This is a genomic window from Streptomyces pilosus, from assembly GCF_014649835.1.
Lineage (GTDB): Bacteria > Actinomycetota > Actinomycetes > Streptomycetales > Streptomycetaceae > Streptomyces > Streptomyces pilosus.
Window position 1 is genome coordinate 171,554 of record NZ_BMTU01000010.1, and the last position, 22,820, is coordinate 194,373.

The following is a 22,820-nucleotide window of genomic DNA, read 5'->3' on the forward strand; positions in this document are numbered from 1 at the left end:
ATGCCGTCGACCGACGGCCTCACGTGGCGTTACACTGTGACACATGACGCCTATTCGTCACAACGCTTCCGGTGGTTCGGACAACGACGCGGTGCTCGACGCGGTGCGGGACTGCGTGCTGGCCGTCGGGGTCCGCCGCACCACGCTCACCGACGTGGCCCGCCGTGCCGGGGTCTCCCGGATGACGCTGTACCGGCGCTGGCCCGATGTCCGTTCGCTGGTCGGCGACCTGATGACCCGGGAGTGGATCGCGGTGGCGACCGGCGCCCTCCCCGCGCGCGCCCCCGGGGTGCCGGCCCGCGAGGTGATCACCGAGGGGCTGGTGACGGCGGTGCGCGCGTTCGACGCCCATCCGCTGTTCCGCAAGATCCTCGACGTGGACCCCGAACTGCTCCTGCCCTACGTGCTGGACCGTCGCGGGGCCAGCCAGGAGGCCCTGCTGGAACTGCTGGCCGGTGCCCTGCGCGACGGGCACGCCGACGGCTCGGTGCGCGCCGCCCACCCGGAGCGGCAGGCCAGGTCGGTGCTGCTGATCGTGCAGTCCTTCACCCTGTCCCTGCGGACCATGACCGAGGAGGACGACCCCGAGCTCGCCCACGAGGCGTTCCTCGGCGAACTGCGCGCCATCCTGGAAAGGACCCTCACCCCGTGAACGCCTCCGGCCCCCGCACCTCCGCCTCGTCCCTGTCCGCCGCCCGGCGCGCCCGTGAACTGGCCGGCTCCGTGGGCGGACCCGCCGTGGACGTCCTGGTCGTCGGCCTCGGCGCCACCGGCGCGGGGGCCGCCCTGGACGCGGCCGCCCGCGGGCTGGACGTGGTCGCCGTCGACGCCCACGACCTGGCCTTCGGCACCTCCCGGTTCAGCAGCAAGCTGATTCACGGCGGCCTGCGCTATCTCGCCTCCGGACGGCTCGACGTCGCCCATGAGAGCGCCGTCGAGCGCGGGGTGCTGATGGAGCGCACCGCGCCCCACCTCGTGCACGCCCAGCCGTTCGTGCTGCCGCTCACCCCGCTCGTCTCACACGGTCAGGCCGCCCTGGCGCGGGCGGGCTTCCGGGCCGGGGACACGCTGCGGCTGGCCGCCCGCACGGCCCGGACCACCCTGCCCCCGCCGCGCCGGGTCTCCGCGGTGGAGACCCGGCATCTCGCCCCGGCCCTGCGCCGGGACGGACTGCGCGGCGGACTGCTGTCCTGGGACGGCCGGCTGACCGACGACGCCCGGCTGGTCACCGCCCTCGCCCGGACGGCCGCCGCGCGCGGCGCGCGGATCCTCACCCGGGTGCGGGCCCTGGAGCTGACCTCCACGGGGGCACGGGTCCGGGACGAGCTGACCGGCGAGGAGGGCGAGATCCGCGCCCGTGCCGTGATCAACGCCTCGGGCGTGTGGGCGGGCGGCCTCGTCGACGGGGTGCGCATCCGGCCCTCCCGCGGCACCCATCTCGTCCTGCGGCCGGAGAGCCTAGGGCCGCTCACCGCGGGTCTGCACATCCCGATCCCCGGGGAGAGCAGTCGTTTCGTCCTCGTCCTGCCCCAGGACGACGGCCGGGTCTACGTCGGCCTCACCGACGAACCCGTGGACGGCGACGTCCCCGACGTCGCCGAGGCCCCGGAGACGGACATCGGGTTCCTCCTGGACGTCCTCTGCTCCGTCCTGCACGTCCCGGTCCACCGCGGCGACGTGGTCGGCGCCTTCGCCGGCCTGCGCCCCCTGCTGGACACCGCGGCCGGGCCCGCGGACGCGGCGCCGAGGACCGCCGACCTCTCGCGGCGGCACGCGGTGCTCACCTCCTCCGAGGGCGTCGTCACCGTCGTCGGCGGCAAGCTCACCACGTACCGGCGCATGGCCGAGGACGCCGTCGACGCCGCCGTCCGGCTCCGCGGACTCGGGGCCGGCCCGTCCCCCACGGCCTCCCTGCCCCTGGTGGGCGCCGCGCCGCCGCACGTCCTCGCCGCCCTGCCCGCCCCGCGCCGGCTCGTCCGGCTCTACGGCACCGAGGCCCCGGCCGTCCACGCGCTCGGCACGCGGGACCCCGGCCTCGCCGAGCCGGTGCTGCCCGGGTACCCGGTCACCCGTGCCGAACTGCTCTGGGCGCTGCGCCACGAGGGCGCGCTCGACGAGGCGGACGTACTGGACCGCCGCACCCGCATCGGGCTCGTCCCCGCCGACCGGGAGACGGCACGCGAGGCGGTACGGGCCCTGACCGACGGGGAGTTGCCGGACGGCGGCCGAGCGGCCGGTCAGCGCCCGTGGACGCCGACCTCGTACAGCGAGTAGCCCCAGTCGGTCCCCCGGTCCAGGAAGCGGAGGCGGACGTGGCGGGCCGGCGACGGGGTGAACACGGCCGTGTCCAGGCCGCCGTCACCGGCGGTGGTGGACCAGACGGTGCGCCAGTCGGTGCCGTCGGTGGACAACTCGACGCGGTACGCGCTGCCGTAGGCGCGCTCCCAGTCGAGGGTGACGCGCCCGACCCGGTGGGTGCCGCCGAGGTCGACGCGCAGCCACTGGTCGTCGCTCCAATCGGCGGCCCAGCGGGTGCCCCGGTCCCCGTCCACGGCCCGGCCGGGCGCATAGGAGGTGAACGGGTTCCACTCCGTCGAACTGGCGGTGGCCTCCGCACCCTCGGCGAGGTTCACCCCCGCCCGGTGCGCCTCGGAGGCGCCCCAGGTGTCGAGGTAGGACTCCGCACCCCGGAAGAGGTCGTCCACCACGTCCTGCCCGCCCACACGCCGGATGTCCTCGATCCAGTCGGGGACGAGACCGTAGTGCGCGGCGCCGTCGGTGTTGAGGTCCCAGGTGCGCTCGCCGGTGGTCTGCCGGTCGAGGACGGAACCGCCGTCGACGCTGCGGAAGGGGTAGGTGACGGCGTCCGGTGCGTCCGCGCCGCGCGGGGCCGGCCAGCCGCCGACGCCGTTCATGTCCGTGCCGTAGCCGTAGCCCGCCCCGTACCGGTCGCGCAGCCGCTCGGTGCGCCTCGCCTCCGTGACGAAGTGCTCGGAGCCGTTCATGTACTGGGCGGTGAACCCGCCGAGCGCGTAGACCCGTTCGGTCCAGTTCTGGTCCATCCAGCTGTGCGAGGAGAGGACGCCGGGGTAGGACTCGGCCTCGAAGAGGTCGAGCACCCTGCCGGTGGCCTTGACGCTCATGTGGTCGATCTCGAGCATCATGTTGCGCTTCATCATGCCGCGCACGGCGTACTCGCCCAGCTCGGTGAGCCCCCGGACGTTGCACCGGGCGTCCTCGGCGTAGGCCGGCACCTCCACGCCCGGCGGCAGTTCCCGCTCGGCGGCCGGCGCGGAGGCGAGGCCGATGGGGTTGTCGGCCTGCGGGCCTGCGCACTTCCCGGTCCGCCAGAAGGTGCCGGTGGACAGGAACTGCCCGACGTTGATGGCGGTACCGAGCGCGCCCGAGTCGAAGCGCACGCCGCACAGCGCGTTGTCGAACTTGTGGCACAGGAACATGCTGCGCACACCCAGCGCGTACAGCTCGTCCAGTCCGGCGTCGATGTCGGCGCGGTCGCACTGCGCGACGTCCAGGATCTGCTTGCAGCCGAAGGGTTCGGAGGTCTCGACCCCGAGGACGACCGCCAGTTTGCCCCGCGCGACGACGTCCCGCGCCTGCGCGCTGTCGGTGACGACGCGGAACCAGCCCTTTCCCGGCCCGCCGTACATCCCGTCGATGTACGCCTGCAGGTCGTAGGTCAGTTTCGCCTGGAGCCTGATCGACGTCATCTCGTCGCAGCTGCGGTCCTTGAAGAAGTACACCGAGCAGATCACGCCGTTGGTGACCAGGTCGTTCACCATGACGCGCTGGCCGCCGCGCCAGGCCCGCTCGATCCAGGCGTAGTAGTTCTGCTGGTGGGTGAGCGAGTCGTGGGCGGGCCAGTCGCGGAAGGTGGGCCAGCCGGCCGGATCGTGCCTGCCGTCGCCGCCGTTGGTGATGAAGTCGAAGACGGCGAGGGAGCCGTCGGGGTAGTGCTCGGGGCAGTCCCTGAGCGCGTCGGCGATGCCCTTCTGCGAGAACGCCCTGCCGCAGATGAGGCGGCCGCCGAACGCCTCGTTGGACATGACGTGGTTGTGCGCGTCGACAAAACCGCGCACCTCACCGTCCGCGCCGGTCCCGGTGAACGGCTCGCCGGTGACGCCGATCCCGGAGTCGGGCGCGGGGCGGGCGGTGGGGTCCCACCAGTTCCCGTCGGCCGCGGAGCCGGGCGTGGGGGCGAGGGCCGCGGCCAGCACGAGGAGGAGCAGCGTGACGACCCCGAGGTGTCGTCGTGTGCGGTGCGTGGTCATTGCGCACGTCCCTCCGTCGCGGAGTTGTCATGACCTTCACAAGCGCCTGGGCCGAGAATCGCTACTGGCGCGTAGGCCGTCAAGGGTGCGCGCGTCACCGGCCTGCGGGACGTCCGGCCCGGGGGGATCCGCCCGGCAGGCTAGGCCCCGCCGCCGGTCTCGTAGTGCATCGAGATGGAGCGCAGCACGTCGGCGGACGACACGTCGGTGCGGCCCTCGTCGTGGATCTCGGCGAGCTGGACGAAGGCGAAGGTGAGGGACGAGGCGATCTGGACGATGGCGGGACCGAGCTTCGCGGTGACGATGTCCGCGACCTCGCGCGCGCTCGCGTCGGCCGGCAGCTGGACGTGCGGCAGCATCTCCTCCAGGAGGGTGGCGACCGCCCCGTTCCTGGCCACGTCGGCGTCCGGGTTCTCCCGCAGCCGCCGCCGCATCTCCAGTGCCTCGGTGAGGATGCCGACGCTCCGCTGCATGATCTCCCGCTGTTCCATGCGCACAGCCTAGACAGCGGCGGTGACCGGGCGGGAGGGAACGGCCGGCCCGGTCCCCGGCGGGCCCGGCCCTACCGCCCCCGGCACCGGTCCGGAACGGTCCGCGACTGGCTCCGTCGTCCTTCCGGCGACTATCATCCCTTTCATATGCGCATGCGCGCTTCGTCCCCCGTCGGCGGTCACCGCGCGTGGGTGTCCTCGCCCGAGTGAGTGATCCATGTTCCGCATCGGTTCCACGGACGACGGCGACGAGCTGCTGGTCAGGCTCCGGACGCTGACGGCTCAGGCACGTGCGCAGGCCGAGGTGCAGCGCTCCCGGGTGGAACTGGCCGTCGCCCTGCAACGCGGCATGCTGCCGAGGGGGCTGCCGGTCGCCGACGGCGTGCGGCTGTCCGTGCGGTACGCGCCCGCGAACCAGGGTCTCAACGTGGGCGGCGACTGGTACGACGCGTTCACCATGCCCGACGGCCGGATCGGGCTGTCCATCGGCGACGTGCAGGGGCACAACATCGAGGCCGCGGCCTTCATGGGACAGGTCCGGGTCGGACTGCGGGCGCTGGCCTCGGTGGACGGCGACCCGGGCGAACTCCTCGCCCGGACGAACGAACTGCTGTTGTCCCTGGGCTCCGACCTGTTCGCCACCTGCACCTTCCTGCGGCTCGATCCGGGCACCCGGCTGCTGGAGAGCGCCCGCGCCGGTCACCTGCCGTGTGTGTGGGCCACCGCGGACGGCCGCAGCGGGGTCACCCGGGACGAGGGCGGCCCACCCCTGGGCGTCCAGTCCGGGACCGTCTACCCGGTCACCCGGTACCGGCTCGACACCGGCGGCATGTTCGTGATGCTCACCGACGGGGTGGTGGAGGGTCCGTCCATGCCGCTCGACGAGGGCCTGCACCAGGCGGCACGGCTCGCGGGCACGGCCGCGGTCGCGGGCATGAACACGGACGGGCTCGCCGCCGCCCTGATCAAGGGCGCGGAGCGGGTGGGGCACGACGACGACGCGGCCGTCCTCGTGATCGGGCACGAGGAGCCGGCCACTCGTCCATAGGGCCGACAGGCTCCGCGGCCCCGCCTCGCCGGGGCGGCGTCCCCGGTGTCTGATGGCTTGTGTGGTGGCTCGCCAGAATCTCCGTACACCGGCCGTCTTCGTGCTCGAGACGCTGGCCGTCGCCGCCTGCTACTACGCCGGAGGGCGGCTCGGACTGCTGCGCGAGCTGACCGTCGCCGGCGCGGTGGTCTCACCCCTCTGGCCGCCGACCGGGGTGGCGGTCGCCGCCCTGCTGGTCCTCGGGCCGCGCTGCTGGGCGGGGATCGCGCTGGGCGCCCTGCTCGTGCTGACGCACCTCACCTCCCTCGAGCCGGCCTCGGTGGGCGTCCTCGTGGGCAACACCGCCGCGCCGGTGGCCGGATACCTCCTGTTGCGCAGGGTGGGTTTCCGTACGGACCTCAGCCGGTTGCGCGACTGTCTCGCCCTGGTGTTCCTGGGCGCCTTCGCGGCCATGCTGATCAGCTCGTCGACCGGTGCCGCGCTCCTCGTCGCCACGGGTGACCTGCCGGGGCGCGGCTTCTGGGGAGTGTGGCTGGCCTGGTGGGTCGGCGACGCGATGGGCGTACTGCTCGTCACGCCGCTCCTGCTGCTGCTCCCGCGGCTGCGGTTCCCGCTGCCCCGGGCGAGGTGGAAGGAGGCGGTGGGACTGGCCGTGGTCGCGGGCTGTCTCGTGCCGCCGGCCACGCGCAGTCCGGCGAGTCTGCTCTTCGCGATCTATCCGCTGCTGATCTGGGCGGCGCTGCGGTTCCGGCTGCCCGGCAGCATGCCGTGCGCGCTGTACGCCTCCGTGCTGGCCACGGTGGCGGCGACCGACCGGATCGGGCCGTTCGCGCACATGACGGACGTTCAGGTGCTGGTCAATCTGCAGGCCTTCAACGGGGCCATGGCGCTGACCTCCCTGCTGCTGTCCGCGGTGATCACCGAACAGCAGCACGTGCGGCGGTCGGTGGAGCGGGCCTGTCAGGAGCTGGTGGAGGTGCTGGAGCACCTGACGGCCGGGGAGACCGCCGCGGGGCGGCGGGACGGCGGGCGGCCGGGGGACACCGGGTAGTGCTCCTCCCCCGGTGTCCCCCGGCCGTCCCGGCCCGCGTGTCACTCGTCGAGTGACACGGCGTCGCCCATCACCACCACCGGACGCAGGTCGGGGTCGAGGGCGCGCAGGAGATCCCGCATGTGCTCCTTCTGCAGGCTGACGCAGCCCTGGGTGGGCCCCTGATGGTCGACGTGCAGCCAGATGCCGCCGCCCCGGTCGCCGCCGAGCGGACGGGTCAGGTCCAGCGGCGTGGTGCCCGGCTCCCGGTTGTAGTCGATGGCGACGACGTAGTCGAAGGATCCCTCCAGGGGCTCGCCCAGGAAGCCGGTGCCGCTGACGCCGAACCCGTCCGACCGGTCGTAGGGCAGGTCGGTGCCGGGATCGGGCAGCAGTCCCCCGGCGTCGGTGAGGGTGTAGACGCCGATCGGTGAGCGGAGGTCGCCCGCCCAGTGGTCGTCGGTCCAGCCCTTGAGGGCGTTGCGTGCGGGCCAGGCGGGGCCGGCCTCCCAGCCGGTGCCGGTGTGCTCGTACAGCACGGCCTCGGAACGGTTGGCGTCCCTGCCCCTGCCGGTCACCACGAGCACCTGGCGGGCCTGCTCCGGAATCCACGCCCGTGTCCGGGGGCCGAGGCCGGGGATCTCGGCGGGCGCCCGCTTCCGCGCTCCGGCACCGCTGCGGCCCTGCGCGGTGCTCGCGGTGCCGGGCGGCCCGGCGGCCGGCGCGGTGGCCGAGGAGGTGTCCGGGGTCGTGCCGCCGGTGCTCCCGCATCCGGTCAGGGCCGCCAGTACGCAGAGGACGACGGCCGCCGACGGCACACGGCCGCGTGCTCGGGCGGGGACTGCGGCCCGGCGTCCGGCCCGGGACGGGGCTCGAAGACGCGGACGGCGCGGGCAGTCGATCGATGCAACCATGGTCTCAGCCTGACTTCGGCTCACCGGATTCGCCTCGGCTCCCGGCGCGAGTCCGGCGAAGTCCCCCGTCTGCGCCGCCCCCTTGTGGCAACGTCCGGCCCCGGACGACACCCGGACGGGTGACGAACCCGCACCCCGGGTGGAGTACGGGCCCGCCGGACGGAGTACCCGCGCCGGTGCGGTGCCACCGGAGGGTGACGAACCACGAGCCCGATCCGCTCACCACGCCCCCTTCGGCCGAAACGGTGAGGGCGGCGTCCGTCGGAGTGGCACCGCCACGGCCGCCGCCCGCGGTGCGGACGCCGGAGCCGTTGTGGGTGGTCCGCCGCCCGGTCACCTGCCGCGGTCTTGGGATCCGCGTCGGTGAGGGTCTTCCCGCTCCCGACCGTCGCCGGCCGGCACTCGGTCGAGGCGGGGTCGCGGCTGTGGGGCTCCCCGTGGGTGCCCGGGTCGCCGCCGGCGTCGGTGCGCCACGAACGAGTGAATAGGGCGCGGCTCCGGTCGTCGGCGGGGGCGGCCCCTTCGGCCGTCGACACGGACCAGCGGGGGGAACGCCTCCGCCGGGCCCTTGCGGGAGCGGAGTTGACGGCCGTCGGTGAGGTGGGCGGCCTGTGGGTCGTCCACGGCGGGGCCCGTCCCGGCACCGGGACGGTGCCGGCGACCCCGTGGCCCGGCCCTCCCGCGGCCGGCGGAGCACGTCAACCGGGAAGCGCACCGCAGAAACGGTCAACCGCGCTCGGCCGTACCATGGCTGGCCATCAGGTGAACCAACGGGAAGAAAGGGGCACTTCCGTGTCCGAGAACTCCACCGCAGCCACCGACCTCACCTCGCAGTACAGCGCCCAGGTCGCGAACGACCTGGAGCGCAACGTCAAGGAGCAGGAGCGGGTGACCGCCGACATCGCCGCGCTCCAGGAGCAGTTGACGGTGCTGCAGCACGACCACACGATCCTGGTGAACATGCAGCAGGCGCTGGGCCTCGCCGCGGCGCCCGCCGGCCCCCCGGCCGTGACCGGTGTCCCGGACGCCGCCGGGGAGCAGGCACCGGGCGGCGCCACCGTCCCGGCGCCGCGCGGGACGAGCGGAACGAGGCCCGGGGACCGGAAGCCCAGGCGGGCGAAGAAGGAGGCCGGGCGCACCGCGTCCGCCGAACCGGCGCGCAAGCCGGCCCCGGCCGAGGCGGACCGCTCCGGAGCTCCGGCGGGCAGCAGCCGGCCGGCCAAGGCGAAGACCGCCGGGGCGAAGAGGGCCGCGGCGAAGGGGACCGAGGCGAAGGGGACCGAGGCGAAGAGGGCCGGCGGTCCGTCGGCCAAGGCGAAGGAGGGCCGCGCGGACGGTCCCAAGCTGGTGGAACTCGTCCGCGCGCACCTGGAGGGGCAGAGCGAGCCGCGCTCGGCGGCGGAGGTGGCCGGAGCCCTCGGTGAGGCGCACCCCGGGCGGGCCTTCAGGACCACGGTGGTGCGCAACACCCTGGAGGGGCTCGTCGCCCGCAACCGGGCCCAGCGCACCAAGCAGGGCACCTCGGTGTTCTACACCGCGCCCGACGCCCCCGAGCAGGCCGGGCAGGCCGACGCGGCGCGTTCCTGACGCCGCCTCACCCGCCCGCGGCGGGCGGTGAGTGACGCACGTCCACCGGGTCGAAGGTGATCCGGGTGCGGCCCGTGCCGCGGGCCCAGACGACCTCGACCGCACCGTCGTCGACCAGCACCTCCTCCACGGCCTCCGGCAGGGGCGCGGGCGAGGGCTCCGCGGTGAGGGACGCCAGGGCGACGTGCACGGTGGTGCCCCCGCAGCGGCCGCCGAGGCGCGGAATCCGGGCCCAGCGGGTCCAGGCCGTGCCCTGCGGGGCGCTGACGAGCTCCGGGTCCTGATCCTCCCAGCCGTGCAGCCCGTACAGGGCGGACGTCAGGGACTCCCCGGGGCCGACGGCCCAGCCGGTGCAGGTGAGCCGGGTCCCGGCCGGTGCCCCCACCACCCGGTGCACCCGCAGTTCGTGGCGGCCGCGCGCCACGGTGACGCTCTCCACGCGCAGGCCCGGCACCATCGGCGGGCCCGCGGCGAACACGGGCCGGTGCCAGGAGGCCGCCCAGCCCCAGCCGTCACCGTGTCCCGCGCCGAGGGGATGGATGCGGCGGCGCACACTGCGCCGCCCGCCGGTCTCCACGGACACGTGGTTGTCGGCGGTGTTCCCCGGCGCCGTGGGTCCGGTGCGGGTGGAGTAGGCGTGGCGTCCGTAGTGCGGGTCGTCCTCGGCCGCCGACTCGCCCTCGTGCGGGCGCACATGGTCGCTGCCGTGGTTGTGCAGCCGTACGATCCCGTCGGCCCGGGTCGACTGGAGGAGCAGTCCGGGCGCGGGCAGGGCCAGCACCCGGTCGGCCTCCTCCGCGGGTGCGGCCTCCTCGCGCGCCGTCCAGAAGGCGTGGCCGGCGGGGGCGAGCAGCGCGACGAACGCCTTCGACGCCCAGTACGGTGACGCGGGGCCCGAGTAGCTCTGCAGAGCGGCCTCGTGCGGACCGTGCCAGCCGAGGCTCAGCAGGCCGTCCCCGGTCAGCGCGCCGCGGTCCAGGAAGTGACGCAGGCTGCCGCTGGCGATGCGGCGCGAGACACCCGGCGTCAGCGGGGTGTTGCCGGTCACCGCCCCCAGCGACACCGCCGCCGAGGCGGCGAAGCGGTACGTCAGCGACCGGCCGAAGTACAGCGGTGCCCCGTCCGCCGCGAACATCAGGGCGTAGCTCTCCAGATGGGTGCGCAGGCGTGCGCCGTGGTGCGCCGGCCCCCGGCCGTCGCCGGCGAGGTGGGCGTCGAGGACCGGGTACAGATGCAGGGCCCAGCCGTTGTAGTGGTCGAAGGCGCGCCCGTCCCCGTCGGCGTACCACCCGTCGCCCCGGTACCAGCCCTCCAGGAGTTCCGCCGCGCGCCGCCGCGCGGCGGCCGTCTCGGCGTCGCCGCGTCCGACGGACTCCAGGAACCCGGCGACCGTGTACGGGAAGAGGTACCAGTTGTTGGGCGCCGGGGTGTGCCGCAGCGCGCCCCGCAGCCACTCCTCCGTGCGGTCCCGCACGCCGGGGTCGAGCCGTTCCCACAGCCAGGGCGCGGTCAGCCGCAGGCCGAGCGCGACCGAGGCCGCCTCCACCATCGGCTGCCCCCGCACGTCGAAGTCGAGGATCGGCGGCCACGACTCGGTGTCTTCGCGGCCCGGGGTGAGGGTGCCCGCGGCGAGGCCGCCCGCGTACCGCTCCAGCCAGTGGTGCGGGTCGTGGCCGTCCGCTCCCCTCGTGCGGAACGCGGCGGCGAGGAACGTCCTGGCGTAGCCCTCGAGTCCGTCGGAGCGTACTCCCGAACGGGAGGGGCGCCCCGGCAGGTCCAGCAGGGCGCCGCCGGGGGTGCTCCAGCGCCATGCCGCGCCGAGGAGTCCGTCCGCCACCGCCTCCCAGTGGCCGCGGGTGTAACCGGTGCGCGGGCTCAGGGAGCGGTCGTCGGCGGGCAGTGCGAACGGGATGCTCATGCCAGGAAGGCCAGCCTTTCGCGCCGTACCGGGTGACGGAAGCCCTCGCCGGAGGTCCAGCGCGCGATCTCGGAGAGGGCGAGGCCGGCGAGGCGTCGCCACTCGTTGCCCTGGGAGCCGGCGAGGTGCGGGGTGAGGAGCACGTTGTCGCACCGCCACAACGGGTGGTCGGGCGGCAGCGGTTCGGGGTCGGTCACGTCGAGCACGGCGCGGATCCGTCCGGCCAGCACGGCGTCGGTGAGGGCGTCCTGGTCGACGATCGCGCCGCGAGCCGTGTTGATCAGTACGGCGTCGGGGCGCATGGAGTCGATCAGGTCCCGGCCGACCAGGTGGCGGGTCCCGGGCAGCAGCGGGGTGTGCACGCTGACGGTGTCGCCGCGGCGGAACAGCTCCGCCCGCCCGACGAGTTCCACGCCGAGTTCCGCGGCCTCACCGGCGTCGACGTACGGGTCGTGCAGCAGCACCTCGAAGTCGTGCGGGCGGAGCAGTTCGATCACCCGGCGGCCGATGAGTGACGCGGACAGGATGCCGACGGTGCGGTGGTGGTTGCCGACGGTGCGGGGGGTGCGCAGCCAGTCCGGCGCGGTGCGCGAGGCGCGGTGGTCCCGCGCCGTCTCCAGGACCCGTTTGCCGGTGAGCAGGATCATGGCGAGGGTGTACTCCGCGACCGGGACGGCGTTGGCCGCGGCGGCGGACGACACCTCGATGCCGCGCTCCCAGCAGGCGTCGGTGACGTGACCGCGGACGCTGCCCGCGGTGTGCACGACGGCCCGGAGCCGGGGCGCGGCCCGCAGCACGTCCGCGTCCAGGGGCGGGCAGCCCCAGCCGGTGACGAGCAGGTCCACCCCGGCGAGCACGGCGCGGGCGCGGGGCGTGGTGAGGTCGTCCAGTGCCGGGAGCGGTGCGAGGTCGCACAGGTCGGAGAGGGCGGAGAGCGACTCGGGTCCGAGGACCGCGGAGGCGGCGTCCGGGGACATGGCCAGTGCGGCGCGGGGGCGGGGACGCGGGCCGGCCGGGGGCACGGTCATGGTGGTGGGCACTCCTCGTACGGGCAGGGTGCCCCCGCGGTTCCTGCGCGTCCGGGACACGGCGGTGCGGGACAGGAGAATCGTCGGTGCCCGCCCGGCGAACGGTCAATGGACCGTTCAGAGGAATCGGAGGAGGACCGGGTGGCCGTCCGGTCCTCCCCCGGAGCGGCCGGCTCCGTGGCGCGCGGCGCCGTCACCGCCGGGTCGCGTGGCCGCCCCGGCGGCGGGTTCAGCCGACGGGCGCCGGCAGCGCGGGCGTGCGGCCGCCCACCGCGGCGGAGAAGCGGTCCGTGACCGCCGTCAGTGCCTCGGTGGCCGCCGGTGCGACACTGAGGGTGCCGTCGGGGCCCACGGTGATGTCCTTGTCGAGGGTGAACCAGCCCTGGACGATGTGCGCGGCCCCCATGGACATGAGCACCGGGCGCAGGGCGTAGTCGATGGCCAGCACATGGGCGGTGGTGCCGCCGGTGGCCAGCGGCAGGACGGTCTTCCCCGCCAGGGCGTACTGCGGGAGCAGGTCGAGCAGCGACTTGAGCAGGCCCGAGTAGGCGGCCTTGTAGACGGGGGTCCCGATCACCACGGCGTCCGCCCGCGCGAACAGGGCGGTCGCCTCGACGATCGCCGGATGGCCGAAGTCGGCGCCCAGCAGGGCGTCCGCGGGCAGGGTGCGCACGTCCAGCGGTGTCACGTCGTGGCCCTGGTGTCTGAGCCGGTCGTCGAGATGACGCAGGAGCCGTGCGGTGCGGGAGGTGGCGGAAGGGCTGCCGGAGACGGAGAGGATGGTGGCCATGACGGCACCTTTCGGTTCGGGGACGGCCGGGCCGGCGCCGCACCACCGGCCGGCGGCGGGCGGGCCGGCGACGGCTCGGGGCGGGGGCGCGAGGCCCTCCCACGGGCGGCGGACACACAGGGCCGACCGGACGAGGGCGGGGAACGGCGCGGGGAACGCGACGGGACGACGCCGGGTCCGGCTCAGCCGCGCGACAGGCCGGCGGAGGCGGCGGTCGCGGGCGAGAAGGGCCGGATGCGGCGGGTGTTCAGCGACAGAGGGCGCTGCTGGTGCGCCGCAGGTCCACGTAGCGGCACATCACACCGGGGTGCGTCGTGTGCATGTCCCACATCCTGCGGGCACCTCTCGGCGACTGTCAACGCACACCCGTGACCGTCTCGTTGGCCGGGACGACCCGCCGTCCGCCGCTGCGCGGCAGGTCACCGGCGTGGCGTGCGCCGCGCGGTACGCGCCGCCCACCCTCGTCGCCCCCGGCCCCGTCCCGCGGGCGGTTCAGGCCGCGTCCGTCACCTCGACGGACAGGTCGTTGTCCACCGTGTAGTACGGGCGGACCACCGCGCCGTCCACGGTGACCCGTGGGTACACGAAGACGTTGCCGCGGTCCGCCACGTCGTCCAGGAGGCGGCCGATCCTGACCGGTGTCGCGTCGGCGGCCGGGCGGAGGAAGGCGTCCCAGATTCCGCTGCCGGCCCCGGCGAACTGCGCGTGGGCCACCGTGAAGGTGAAGGTGCCGCCGCCGTCCGCGGCGGCCCGCGCCGGAACGGTGAGCACCGTGTCCTTGTCGGTCCGCAGCCGCAGCGACACCTCGGCCGCCTCGGTCAGTTCGGCCCCGTGGAGGCGGGCCCGCACCGTCATGGCCCCGTCGGCGAGGACGAGGGGTCCGGCCTCCGCGTGGGCGGTGCGCAGCCACGCCCGTATCGCGAGGAAACCGTCCTTGGTCGTGTACGGCACCCGGACGGCCACCGGGGACGGCCGGTCGCGCACGCCGCCGTCGACGAGGACCCGCACGTCCCGCGGGCCGGGTCGCAGCCGCTCGCGCCCGCTGTCCGGACCGGGCCGCAGGTACACGTCCCAGCGCCCCTCGGCGAGGGCGGGCCGCGGCTCCAGCACCGCGCGGAACTCCCCCTCACCGCCGTCCGGTTCGAGGACGAGGGTGTGGATCGTCTCCTCGGGCAGGCCCTTCCTGGGGCGCAGCACCAGCACCAGTTCGGGGCGCGCGGCCTCGGGCGGTGACAGCCGGAAGGTGATCCGGCCGTCGGCGTCGACGGTGCAGCGGGTGCGGAGCACGGTGCTCACCTACGTCCCTTCCGTACGGTGCGCAGCGCGCTGGAGGCGGCGGCGCGGGCGAGGTCACGGGCCGCGTGGCCCTGGCTGACGAGGGTGCGGTGCACACCGCCCCCTGACGGTGCGCCGGGGCGGTCGCCGCCGCGGGCCTCGATCGCCTCCTGGAGCATCCCCTCGGCCCGGGCGACGACGGGGCCGGGAGCGAAGCGGCGGGCGTTGTCCAGGGCCGCCCTGCCCATGCGCCGGCGCAGTTCGTCGTCGCGGACCAGGCCGAGGAGCGCCTCGCCGAACGCTGCGCTGTCGCCGACCGGCACCAGCCGGCCGTCCTCTCCGTCCTTGATGATCTCCCGGGGGCCGTGGGGGCAGTCGGTGCTCACGAAGGGCAGTCCGCAGCGCATCGCCTCGACGAGGGTCATGCCGAACGGCTCGAAGTCGGAGGCGGCGACGCCGATGGAGCCCTTGACCCACTCGGCTTCCATGGGCGTCGCCGCCCCCATGAGGAAGACGTTGTTCCACAGCCCGAGTCTCTCGATCAGGCCGCGCAGCCGGTCCTGCTCCTCCCCCTTGCCGTAGATGCGCAACTGCCAGTCGGGGAACTCGGCGGCGACCCGGGCGAACGCCTCGATGATCAGGTCGAACCGCTTGACGGGCACCAGCCGGCCGGCCGCCACCACGACCTTGGCGGTGCCGTCGGCGGTGGGCAGGACGGGGTCGGGCACGCTGTTCGGCAGGGCCTCGACCCGCACCCCGGGCAGTCGCATCTTGCGCCGGTAGGAGGCGGCGTCGGCCTCCGTGACGGTGGTGAGCACGTCGAGCCCGCGGTAGGCGCGGCGCAGCGCGGTGCGCAGCGCGGGCGAGTGGTTGTCGAGCGTGAGGTGTTCCTGACCGACGCGTGCGACGTGCCGGGGGGCCTGGACGGCGAGGTGCACGTTGAGCCCGGGCCGGGTGCCGATCACCACGTCGGCGGGGGTGTCCGCGAGGGACTCGGCGATCCGCCGGTCCGTCAGCTCGCTGTACTGGCGGTGACGGTACTCGGCGGCGGGGAACACCTGGGCCGGTCTTCGGTGCAGGGGGTGGTCCCGCTCCCGGCGGAGATCCACCAGCGCCCGCAGCCGCACGCCCGGGTGCGGAGTGAGATGGGGGTGCTCCCGGTGCCGTAACACCGAGACGATCTCCACCTCGTGCCGTTCGGCGAGTGCGCCCGCCAGATTGAACGTGGTGGTGATCGTGCCTCCTATCCCGTAGGCGTTGTGGATCAGAAAGGAAACCTTCATGGCGGTCAAGACCCCATGCCGGCTTCACGCGTTGTCTGCTGTTACCACTTCGTTGTCGTGATGATCATGTCCGTGCCGCCGGGTCGCCGTGCCCGATCCGCATGCCGGGGCGCCGGCGGTGCACGGTGAGATACGTCAGCCCGTCGGGGCCCGCGGCGAGATCGCGGGTGGAACCGTGCGGGAGCCAGGTCAGGGTGCCGGCGGCGAGCGGGTGCGGGCCGTCGGGAGCGGTGAGGGTCCCGTCGCCCCCGAGGACCAGCAGGAGCACGTCGAGTTCGGGTTCGCGGTGGGTCTCGACCCGGTGTCCCGGCGGCAGGCGCACGACGTTGGCGTCGAGTTGCCGGCCGGGCTCCGCGAGCCGCCACAGGGCCCCGGCGGACGTGTCGCCGGGCGCGGCGGCCAGGCCGGCGGTGTCGCACAGGATCCGTGGGAGGGGGAGGTCCGCGTCCGGTGTGCCGCTGCCTTCCGACGTCATGAGTGTCACCGTCCCCTGTGCACATACGCGCGGCTGCCCGGGTGCGCTCCGCGGGGACGAACCTAGCACCGCGGGTGGGCGGGTCCGGCACCGCGGCCGGGCGGGCGCGGCGCCGCGCCGTCTCGCCGTGTCTCCGTCCGCCGGCGCGTACGGCCCGCCGGACGGGACCACTCGGGACGGGCGGGAGCGGTTGCGGCCCTCCCGGCCCGCGTGGCCGCATCGGGGGCGGTGAGCGGCCCGGCCCTCTGTCCCCCGGTTTTCACGCTGTGCGATGATCCTGCCCCCGGGGCCCCCGGGGATCCGGCCGTGGGACGAGGCCGACGTGGGCCCCCGGACGGCTGCGAGAGGAATGAGGGACCGTGACCGCGCAGAGCCCGGACGCCGGCGGATCGCCGGACGAGCACGACGGCGTGCCGTCCGTGCCGGAGGACGTCTGGCAGCGGTTCCTCACCGACACCGAGCACGCCATCCGCGCCACCGCGCCGAAGGAGCCCCCGGCGTACCGGCGCACGGCCGGCACGGGGGCCGGCATACCCCTGGAGGACGACGGCGCCCCGGCACCGGTCGGGGACCTGTGGTGTCCCGACGACCCGTGGCAGGGCCCGGCCTGGCGGGACCTGGACCGCGGCGGCAAACTGCGCCGTACCGGACGCGTGGCGGGCACGGCGGCCGCGATCGCACTGGCGCTGGGCGCGTGGTCCCTGCTGTCCACCGGCGGGGGCACTCCGGTCGAGGGGCCCGGCGGCGACACCGTGCTGCAGCAGTCGGAGGTGGCCCCGGCGGATGTGCCGACGGGCGTGCCGGAACCCTCCGGACCGGTCACCCCGTCCCCGTCCGGCCCCGCCGTCCAGGCCGGTTGAGGCGCCCCGGGCCGCCCCTGGAGGCGGCCGGGACGCTCCCTGCGGCGATGGTCAGCCTTCCAGCGCCGCGAGGACCACGGCCTTGGCCTCCTCCTGCACGCGGCGCAGGTGGCCGGGGCCCTGGAACGACTCGGCGTAGATCTTGTACACGTCCTCGGTGCCCGACGGGCGGGCGGCGAACCAGGCGCTGTCCGTGGTCACCTTGATGCCGCCGATGGACGCGCCGTTGCCCGGTGCCTCGGTGAGCACCGCGGTCACCGGCTCGCCCGCGAGGGTGTCGGCCGTGACCTGGGCCGGGGAGAGCTTCGCCAGGCGGGCCTTCTCCTCGCGGGTGGCGGGGGCGTCGATGCGCTCGTAGGCGGGCTCGCCGAAGCGCGCGGTGAGCGCCGCGTAGTGCTCGGAGGGCGTCTTCCCGGTGACCGCCGTGATCTCGGAGGCGAGCAGCGCGAGAATGATGCCGTCCTTGTCGGTGGTCCACACCGAGCCGTCCCGGCGCAGGAACGACGCCCCGGCCGACTCCTCGCCGCCGAAGCCGAGGGAACCGTCGACGAGACCGTCCACGAACCACTTGAAACCGACGGGCACTTCGACCAGTTCGCGCTTCAGGTCGGCGGCGACCCGGTCGATCATCGCGGAGGACACCAGCGTCTTGCCGACGCCGGCCGCCGCGGGCCACCGCTCGCGGTGCGCGAAGAGGTAGCCGATCGCCGTGGCGAGGTAGTGGTTGGGGTTCATCAGCCCGGCGTCCGGGGTGACGATGCCGTGCCGGTCGGCGTCGGCGTCGTTGCCGGTGGCGATGTCGAAGTGGTCGCGCCGGCCGATGAGGGACGCCATGGCGTACGGCGACGAGCAGTCCATGCGGATCCGGCCGTCCCAGTCCAGGGTCATGAAACGCCAGGTGGGGTCGGTGAGCGGGTTGACCACCGTGAGGTCGAGGCGGTGCTGTTCGGCGATCCGGCCCCAGTAGGCGACGGACGCCCCGCCCAGCGGGTCGGCACCGATCCGGACACCGGCCGCGCGGACCGCCTCCAGGTCCAGCACCTCGGGCAGGTCCGCGACGTACGTGCCGAGGAAGTCGTAGCGGCCGGTCCCGGGCGCGGTGAGGGCGCGGGCGTACGGGATGCGGCGGACGTCCTTGAGGCCGCCGCGGATGAGGTCGTTGGCCCGGTCCTGGATCCAGCCGGTCGCGTCCGAACCCGCGGGTCCGCCGCTGGGCGGGTTGTACTTGAATCCGCCGTCGGCGGGCGGATTGTGGGACGGCGTGACGACGACGCCGTCCGCCAGACCCGTGGTGCGGCCCCGGTTGTGGGTGAGGACGGCGTGCGAGACGGCCGGGGTCGGGGTGTAGCCGTCGGCGCTGTCGATGAGCACCGTGACCCCGTTGGCCGCGAACACCTCCAGGGCGGTGACCCGGGCGGGCTCGGAGAGCGCGTGGGTGTCGGCGCCGAGGAACAGCGGCCCGTCGGTGCCCTGTCCGGCACGGTACTCGCAGATGGCCTGGCTGGTCGCGGCGATGTGGTCCTCGTTGAACGCGGCCGTCAGGGACGAACCGCGGTGTCCCGACGTCCCGAAGGCGACGCGCTGTCCCGGATCCTCCGGATCGGGGTGCAGCGCGTAGTACGCCGTGACCAGCCGAGCGACGTCGACGAGATCCTCGGGGCCGGCCGGGCCGCCCGCTCGCTCGTGCTGCATGTGCCCACTCCTCCGCATGGGTTGATTCTTCGCTTGCGGAGACATCTTTCCTCTTCGGAGCCGCACCGCGCGAGTGGGCCCGGCCGTGCCGGGCCCGGCTCCGCGCACCGCGGGCCGGATCGACCGTCCCCGGTCCGTCCCCCTCGCGGGATCAGATCCGTCCGCCGGTCATCCGGGTGAGGGGGCCGTGGGTGTGGCGTTCCGCGCGGCGGCCCACCGCGTAGGAGGCGGCGGTCAGCGCGGTCAGGCCGGCCGCGGCACCGGCGGCGACGAGCCTGCGGTTGGCGATCACGGTCCAGGCGGTCTTGGCACCGGAGACGACCTGTCCCGAGGTGGCGACGACCGCGCGGCGGCCCGCCTCGACCCCCTTGGCCGCGGTCTGCGCGGCTCCGCTCGCCGCCTGTGCCGCGCGTCCGGCACCCGACGCGGTCGCCGACGCCGCGTCACTCGCCTTGTCGGCGGCGCCGCCCGCCGCCTTCCCGGCCGGAGCGGTCGCCTTCTCCGCGGCCTGCCGCGTCTTGGACGCGGCGGAGCGGGCGGTCGTCGTGGTCTTCTGGTTGGCGTTCTTCTGTTCACTCATGGACACCCGACTTGCCGCTGTCCTCCGTGGCAAACACGCCCTTTCGCACGGGCCGTTGGCCGCCGGTCCCGGGCACCGCCGGCCAACGCGTCACGGGGCGGGAGGGTTTGGGGGCGGCCCGCGGGAGGGGGCGGCGCGGACGTGCGGCCGGGGGCGGGGTGTACGCCGTTCCGGGGACACCTGGGCCCCGCGGCCCGGGCGCAGGGCTGACCTCGCCCCCAGGGGGTAGGCGGAGTACCGCAGGCATCGCAGCGGACCCCCGCGGAGAGGAGCACCCATGCCGAGCATGATGGAGCGCATCAAGCAGTTCGCCAGGAGCCCCCAGGGACGGCGCACCGCAGAACAGGTGCGCAGGGCCGCGGCCGACCCCCGGCGCCGGGCCCAGGCGCAGCGTCTGCTGGGCAGGTTCCGGGGCGGTCACCGCTGAGCCCCGTCCCACCCCCGCGCACGGTCCGGCACGACAGGGCCGGGCCGTGCGACCGTGACCAGGAAGGACCACCATGACCGGATCGTCGGTCCGCGCAGTGGGCTGGGCGCGCTCCCTGCCGCTGGACAGCGAGGTGAAGGCGGCCCGGGACTGGGCGCGCGAGCACCTCGACTCGCTGGGCTGGACCACCACCGCTCCCGAGGCGGTGGACGCCGTGCTGCTGACGGTGTCGGAGCTCGTCACCAACGCCCATCGGCACGCCCACAGCAACGCCCAGCTGATCATGACGTGGGACCAGCGGTGTCTGCACATCTCGGTGCACGACACCTCGGCCACCCTGCCGGCGCCCCGCGGTCCGAGCACCGAGCGGATCGGCGGACGCGGCATGTTCCTCGTCGACGCCCTCGCCGACGCGTGGGAGGCGCACCCCTGTCCCCACGGCAAGACCATCACGGCCTGCTTCCGCGGCCCCGGGGCGGCGGAACCGGTGCGCCACTGACCGGCCCCCGTGCCGGGCGCACGGCCGCCCCGCCGTAGGATCGGCCGGTCCGATCCCGCAAGGAGCCCCGCCCGGTGACCGCCGTCCTCCCGCCTCCCCGCACCGCCGCCGTCACGCTCCCGCACCCGCGGCACCTGACCCGCGAGGAGGACGGCGACCGGCTGCACGCCCTGTTCTGGGCGGCGGGCCCGGGCCGGAGGATGATCAGCAGCGCGGTGCTCGGCGGCGGCATCGGCGAGCGTGCCTGGGTCCTGAACGCGCAGGTCTCCCACGGATACCGGCGCACCGACCCCGACCGGCACCTCGCCGGCCTCGCCGCCGCCGGCGGCGCCCGAGGACCGGGGGTGGGACTGATGACGGCGGCGGACGTCTCGGCGTACGCCCACGGACACGACGAGGGGGCGGACGCCTTCGTCACGGCCGGTGTCGAGGTGCGCGGCTGGGCCGCCGTGCCCGGCGCGGGCGGACCGCAGCCGCCGGGCACCATCAACATCGTCGCCGCCGTCCCCGTGCCGCTGACCGACTCCGCTCTGGTCAACGCGGTGGCCACGGCCACGGAGGCGAAGGTGCAGGCGCTGGTGGAGACCGGTCACGACTGTTCCGGCACTCCGACCGACGCGGTGTGCGTGATTGCCGTCACTCCCGTCGCCGGGGACGAGGCGCACGCGTTCGCCGGGCCCCGTTCCCTGTGGGGCGCACGGCTGGCCCGGGCCGTCCACCACGCCGTACGCAGGGCCGTGACGGTGCCTTGAGGCCCCCGGTCGTGCGGGGTGGCCCCTCCCCCGGGCCCGGCGGGGGCGGCGCACGTACGGAAGCGCGTGGAGCACCGCGCGTGGGAGTCGCGTTCCGGGGTACGCAGCCGCCGGCGAGCACGCCGGCGCCCTGGTCGGTTGCTTTCGCGGTGACGGATGAGGGACCGTGGCAGCTGAACCGATTTCCCGGCAGAGAGGTGGTGGGGTGCGCACGACGCGTGCCTGCGCTTGTGATTCCTTCCCCCGGCTCCCCCGCCCACGCGCGCGCCACGGATCTCCGTGACGGGCCGTCGTGGCTGGACGCCCCCTACCCGGTACTGGTCCTCGACGCGGACGGCACGCTCGCGGACCTGAATCCGGCCGCCCGGCACGTGCTGGCGGGCCATGGCGAGGAGAAGGGCGCGCGGCGTGACGGGGTGCCGGCCTGGCTGGCGGACGCGCACCGGGGCCTCACCGACGGGGCCGGCGGACCGGCGGCGGCGCCACCCGCCGCGGGGGAGATCGCCGGCCGGTTCTTCGAGGCGCACCCGGGTCCGGCCGCCGACGGGAGCGCCACCTGGTGGCTCGTCGACGCCACCGGCCGCCACGAGGCGGAGCGGTCCCTGCGCGGCGCCCGCAGACAGGCGGAGATACGCGCCAGGGTCTCCAGCACCCTGTTGTCGTCGCTGAACGTGCCGCGCTGCGCCGAGGTGGCCACACAGACGGCGTCGGAGCACCTCGCCGACGCGGCGCTGCTCGTGCTGCCGCCCGTCGGGCGCCGGTACGCGGTGACCCACGCGCTGCGCGGCGGACGCGCCGTGCACACCTCACGCCGGATCGATCCCCGGGACGTACCGGGGCTGGCCGAGGCCCTCCAGGGATACCCCCCGGTGCCGGCGCGCTGGATCGATCCCGCGGCCCTCCCCGAGTGGGTGGTGCCGGCGGGCTTCGACGGAGCGGTCGGTTCCGTCATCGTCGCGCCACTCCCCGGTCACGGGGTGCCCGCGGGCGCGCTCGTCCTGCTCCGCTCCGGCACCGAGGATGCCTTCACCGCGGACGAGGAGGAGTTCGCACGCCTCTTCGCCGCCCGCGCCGGCGCCGCCCTGTCGGCCGCGCGCCTCTACAGCGAGCAGAGCGCGATCACGACCACGCTCATGCGGGAGCTGCTGCCGCCGACCCTGGAGAACGTGCACGGGGTGGACTACGCGGGGCGGTACCGCGCCGCCAGCGACCACGAGCGCATCGGCGGTGACTTCTACGACGTCCACGCCGGGGCCGACAGCTCGCGGGAGACGTTCGTCGTGCTGGGGGACGTGGCCGGCAAGGGGCTCGAAGCGGCCGTCCTCACCGGGAAGATCCGCAACACGCTGCACGCGCTGCTGCCGCTGGCGTCCGACCACGAGCAGGTCCTCACCCTGCTCAACGGCGCCCTGCTCAGCTCGCACCACACGCGCTTCGCCACCCTGGTGCTGGCCTGCGTCAGGCGTGCGGACGACGGCCGGGTCCGGCTCCGGCTGACCAGCGCGGGGCACATGCCCCCGCTCATCGTCCGCGCCGACGGACGCGTCGAGGAGGCGGCCACCCACGGCACCCTGGTCGGGGCGCTGCCGTCGATCTCGGTGCGGACCGCCGAGGAATGGCTCGCCCCCGGCGAGACGTGCCTGCTCTACACCGACGGCATCACCGAAGCCCGGGGCGGACCCCTCGGCGACGAGCTGTTCGGGGAGCACCGGCTGCGGCAGGCCCTGAGGGAATGCGCCGGCATGCCGGGGGAAGCGGTGGTGGAACGGGTGCAGATGCTGGCCGCGCAGTGGCTGGGCACCGGCGCCCACGACGACATGGCCACCGTCGCCGTCAGCGCGCCGCGCACGGCCCGCCGGTGAGGTCCGCGACCAGCGGGAAC

General features: G+C 74.9%; 21 protein-coding genes. 10 read left to right on the forward strand and 11 right to left on the reverse strand.

Annotated features, from left to right (window positions below; all coding sequences use genetic code 11):
• Positions 1-43: 43 nt before the first annotated feature.
• Complete coding sequence (locus tag IE118_RS23790) at positions 44-652, forward strand: TetR/AcrR family transcriptional regulator (protein ID WP_189560054.1); 609 nt, start codon at positions 44-46, stop codon at positions 650-652.
• Positions 649-2,274 (forward strand): glycerol-3-phosphate dehydrogenase/oxidase, encoded by a 1,626-nt coding sequence (locus IE118_RS23795; RefSeq protein WP_189560055.1) that lies wholly within the window; start codon positions 649-651, stop codon positions 2,272-2,274. Before IE118_RS23790 ends, IE118_RS23795 begins: the two co-directional genes overlap by 4 nt.
• Here IE118_RS23795 and IE118_RS23800 read toward each other — a convergent pair.
• Together IE118_RS23800 and IE118_RS23805 are read right to left on the reverse strand one after the other, a co-directional pair.
• On the reverse strand, positions 2,238-4,289 hold the full coding sequence (locus tag IE118_RS23800; protein ID WP_189560056.1) for a galactose-binding domain-containing protein: 2,052 nt from the start codon (positions 4,287-4,289) through the stop codon (positions 2,238-2,240). The genes IE118_RS23795 and IE118_RS23800 overlap by 37 nt on opposite strands.
• A 140-nt stretch (positions 4,290-4,429) precedes the next feature.
• Entirely contained in the window at positions 4,430-4,780 is a 351-nt protein-coding gene (locus IE118_RS23805; RefSeq protein ID WP_189560057.1) for a hypothetical protein, read from the reverse strand.
• Positions 4,781-4,997: 217 nt separating this feature from the next.
• Between IE118_RS23805 and IE118_RS23810 the strand changes: the two genes are divergently transcribed.
• Together IE118_RS23810 and IE118_RS23815 are read left to right on the forward strand one after the other, a co-directional pair.
• Positions 4,998-5,828 (forward strand): PP2C family protein-serine/threonine phosphatase, encoded by an 831-nt coding sequence (locus IE118_RS23810; protein ID WP_189560058.1) that lies wholly within the window; start codon positions 4,998-5,000, stop codon positions 5,826-5,828.
• Between the two features lie 52 nt (positions 5,829-5,880).
• Positions 5,881-6,879 carry an MASE1 domain-containing protein gene (locus tag IE118_RS23815; RefSeq protein WP_189560059.1) on the forward strand — a complete coding sequence of 333 codons (999 nt, stop codon included), beginning with the start codon at positions 5,881-5,883 and terminating at the stop codon, positions 6,877-6,879.
• A gap of 41 nt (positions 6,880-6,920) precedes the next feature.
• Here the strand turns inward: IE118_RS23815 and IE118_RS23820 are convergent, their stop codons facing one another.
• Positions 6,921-7,772 (reverse strand): L,D-transpeptidase family protein, encoded by an 852-nt coding sequence (locus IE118_RS23820; protein WP_229846921.1) that lies wholly within the window; start codon positions 7,770-7,772, stop codon positions 6,921-6,923.
• A 792-nt stretch (positions 7,773-8,564) separates the two neighbouring features.
• Here IE118_RS23820 and IE118_RS23825 point away from each other — a divergent pair.
• On the forward strand, positions 8,565-9,359 hold the full coding sequence (locus IE118_RS23825; RefSeq protein ID WP_189560060.1) for a hypothetical protein: 795 nt from the start codon (positions 8,565-8,567) through the stop codon (positions 9,357-9,359).
• A gap of 7 nt (positions 9,360-9,366) precedes the next feature.
• On the opposite strand, the gene IE118_RS23830 is transcribed toward IE118_RS23825, so the two are convergent.
• From IE118_RS23830 to IE118_RS23855, 6 genes are all read right to left on the reverse strand, one after another.
• Positions 9,367-11,277: a DUF2264 domain-containing protein gene (locus IE118_RS23830; RefSeq protein WP_189560061.1), complete on the reverse strand. Its 1,911-nt coding sequence runs from the start codon at positions 11,275-11,277 to the stop codon at positions 9,367-9,369.
• On the reverse strand, positions 11,274-12,305 hold the full coding sequence (locus IE118_RS23835) for a hydroxyacid dehydrogenase (RefSeq protein ID WP_189560062.1): 1,032 nt from the start codon (positions 12,303-12,305) through the stop codon (positions 11,274-11,276). The genes IE118_RS23830 and IE118_RS23835 overlap by 4 nt, the downstream gene beginning before the upstream one ends.
• Positions 12,306-12,534: 229 nt before the next feature.
• Positions 12,535-13,095 carry an NADPH-dependent FMN reductase gene (gene ssuE, locus IE118_RS23840; protein WP_189560063.1) on the reverse strand — a complete coding sequence of 187 codons (561 nt, stop codon included), beginning with the start codon at positions 13,093-13,095 and terminating at the stop codon, positions 12,535-12,537.
• A gap of 492 nt (positions 13,096-13,587) precedes the next feature.
• A complete protein-coding gene (locus IE118_RS23845; RefSeq protein WP_189560064.1) occupies positions 13,588-14,391 on the reverse strand; it encodes a transferase in 804 nt (267 codons plus the stop codon).
• Entirely contained in the window at positions 14,388-15,653 is a 1,266-nt protein-coding gene (locus tag IE118_RS23850; protein ID WP_189560065.1) for a glycosyltransferase family 4 protein, read from the reverse strand. Before IE118_RS23850 ends, IE118_RS23845 begins: the two co-directional genes overlap by 4 nt.
• Before the next feature lie 64 nt (positions 15,654-15,717).
• Positions 15,718-16,128 carry an AraC family ligand binding domain-containing protein gene (locus tag IE118_RS23855; RefSeq protein ID WP_189560066.1) on the reverse strand — a complete coding sequence of 137 codons (411 nt, stop codon included), beginning with the start codon at positions 16,126-16,128 and terminating at the stop codon, positions 15,718-15,720.
• Positions 16,129-16,487: 359 nt separating this feature from the next.
• Here IE118_RS23855 and IE118_RS23860 point away from each other — a divergent pair, with 359 nt between their 5' ends.
• Positions 16,488-16,988 carry a hypothetical protein gene (locus IE118_RS23860; protein ID WP_189560067.1) on the forward strand — a complete coding sequence of 167 codons (501 nt, stop codon included), beginning with the start codon at positions 16,488-16,490 and terminating at the stop codon, positions 16,986-16,988.
• 51 nt (positions 16,989-17,039) lie between these two features.
• On the opposite strand, the gene pgm is transcribed toward IE118_RS23860, so the two are convergent.
• The gene (gene pgm, locus IE118_RS23865) at positions 17,040-18,680 is read right to left on the reverse strand and encodes a phosphoglucomutase (alpha-D-glucose-1,6-bisphosphate-dependent) (protein ID WP_189560068.1); all 1,641 of its coding nucleotides are present in this window, start codon (positions 18,678-18,680) and stop codon (positions 17,040-17,042) included.
• Between the two features lie 151 nt (positions 18,681-18,831).
• Positions 18,832-19,260, reverse strand: coding sequence for a hypothetical protein (locus tag IE118_RS23870; protein WP_189560069.1), 429 nt, complete (start codon positions 19,258-19,260; stop codon positions 18,832-18,834).
• A 277-nt stretch (positions 19,261-19,537) separates the two neighbouring features.
• On the opposite strand from IE118_RS23870, the gene IE118_RS23875 reads away from it, so the two are divergent.
• The 4 genes from IE118_RS23875 to IE118_RS23890 all read left to right on the forward strand — a co-directional run bounded on the left by IE118_RS23875 (position 19,538) and on the right by IE118_RS23890 (position 22,800).
• Positions 19,538-19,687 carry a hypothetical protein gene (locus IE118_RS23875; RefSeq protein WP_163013459.1) on the forward strand — a complete coding sequence of 50 codons (150 nt, stop codon included), beginning with the start codon at positions 19,538-19,540 and terminating at the stop codon, positions 19,685-19,687.
• 73 nt (positions 19,688-19,760) lie between these two features.
• Complete coding sequence (locus IE118_RS23880; RefSeq protein WP_189560070.1) at positions 19,761-20,186, forward strand: ATP-binding protein; 426 nt, start codon at positions 19,761-19,763, stop codon at positions 20,184-20,186.
• 74 nt (positions 20,187-20,260) lie between these two features.
• On the forward strand, positions 20,261-20,938 hold the full coding sequence (locus IE118_RS23885) for an adenosylcobinamide amidohydrolase (protein ID WP_189560071.1): 678 nt from the start codon (positions 20,261-20,263) through the stop codon (positions 20,936-20,938).
• Between the two features lie 218 nt (positions 20,939-21,156).
• Positions 21,157-22,800: a PP2C family protein-serine/threonine phosphatase gene (locus IE118_RS23890; protein WP_373298326.1), complete on the forward strand. Its 1,644-nt coding sequence runs from the start codon at positions 21,157-21,159 to the stop codon at positions 22,798-22,800.
• The last annotated feature ends 20 nt before the right edge of the window (positions 22,801-22,820 follow it).

Coding starts and splice junctions, on each gene's coding strand:
- IE118_RS23815 (WP_189560059.1), top strand. CDS start 5,881: ATGGCTTGTGTGGTGGCTCGCCAGAATCTCCGTACACCGGCCGTCTTC.
- IE118_RS23820 (WP_229846921.1), bottom strand. CDS start 7,772: ATGGTTGCATCGATCGACTGCCCGCGCCGTCCGCGTCTTCGAGCCCCG.
- IE118_RS23830 (WP_189560061.1), bottom strand. CDS start 11,277: ATGAGCATCCCGTTCGCACTGCCCGCCGACGACCGCTCCCTGAGCCCG.
- IE118_RS23800 (WP_189560056.1), bottom strand. CDS start 4,289: ATGACCACGCACCGCACACGACGACACCTCGGGGTCGTCACGCTGCTC.
- IE118_RS23850 (WP_189560065.1), bottom strand. CDS start 15,653: ATGAAGGTTTCCTTTCTGATCCACAACGCCTACGGGATAGGAGGCACG.
- IE118_RS23810 (WP_189560058.1), top strand. CDS start 4,998: ATGTTCCGCATCGGTTCCACGGACGACGGCGACGAGCTGCTGGTCAGG.
- pgm (WP_189560068.1), bottom strand. CDS start 18,680: ATGCAGCACGAGCGAGCGGGCGGCCCGGCCGGCCCCGAGGATCTCGTC.
- IE118_RS23835 (WP_189560062.1), bottom strand. CDS start 12,305: ATGACCGTGCCCCCGGCCGGCCCGCGTCCCCGCCCCCGCGCCGCACTG.
- IE118_RS23870 (WP_189560069.1), bottom strand. CDS start 19,260: ATGAGTGAACAGAAGAACGCCAACCAGAAGACCACGACGACCGCCCGC.
- IE118_RS23805 (WP_189560057.1), bottom strand. CDS start 4,780: ATGGAACAGCGGGAGATCATGCAGCGGAGCGTCGGCATCCTCACCGAG.
- IE118_RS23790 (WP_189560054.1), top strand. CDS start 44: ATGACGCCTATTCGTCACAACGCTTCCGGTGGTTCGGACAACGACGCG.
- IE118_RS23880 (WP_189560070.1), top strand. CDS start 19,761: ATGACCGGATCGTCGGTCCGCGCAGTGGGCTGGGCGCGCTCCCTGCCG.
- ssuE (WP_189560063.1), bottom strand. CDS start 13,095: ATGGCCACCATCCTCTCCGTCTCCGGCAGCCCTTCCGCCACCTCCCGC.
- IE118_RS23855 (WP_189560066.1), bottom strand. CDS start 16,128: ATGACGTCGGAAGGCAGCGGCACACCGGACGCGGACCTCCCCCTCCCA.
- IE118_RS23875 (WP_163013459.1), top strand. CDS start 19,538: ATGCCGAGCATGATGGAGCGCATCAAGCAGTTCGCCAGGAGCCCCCAG.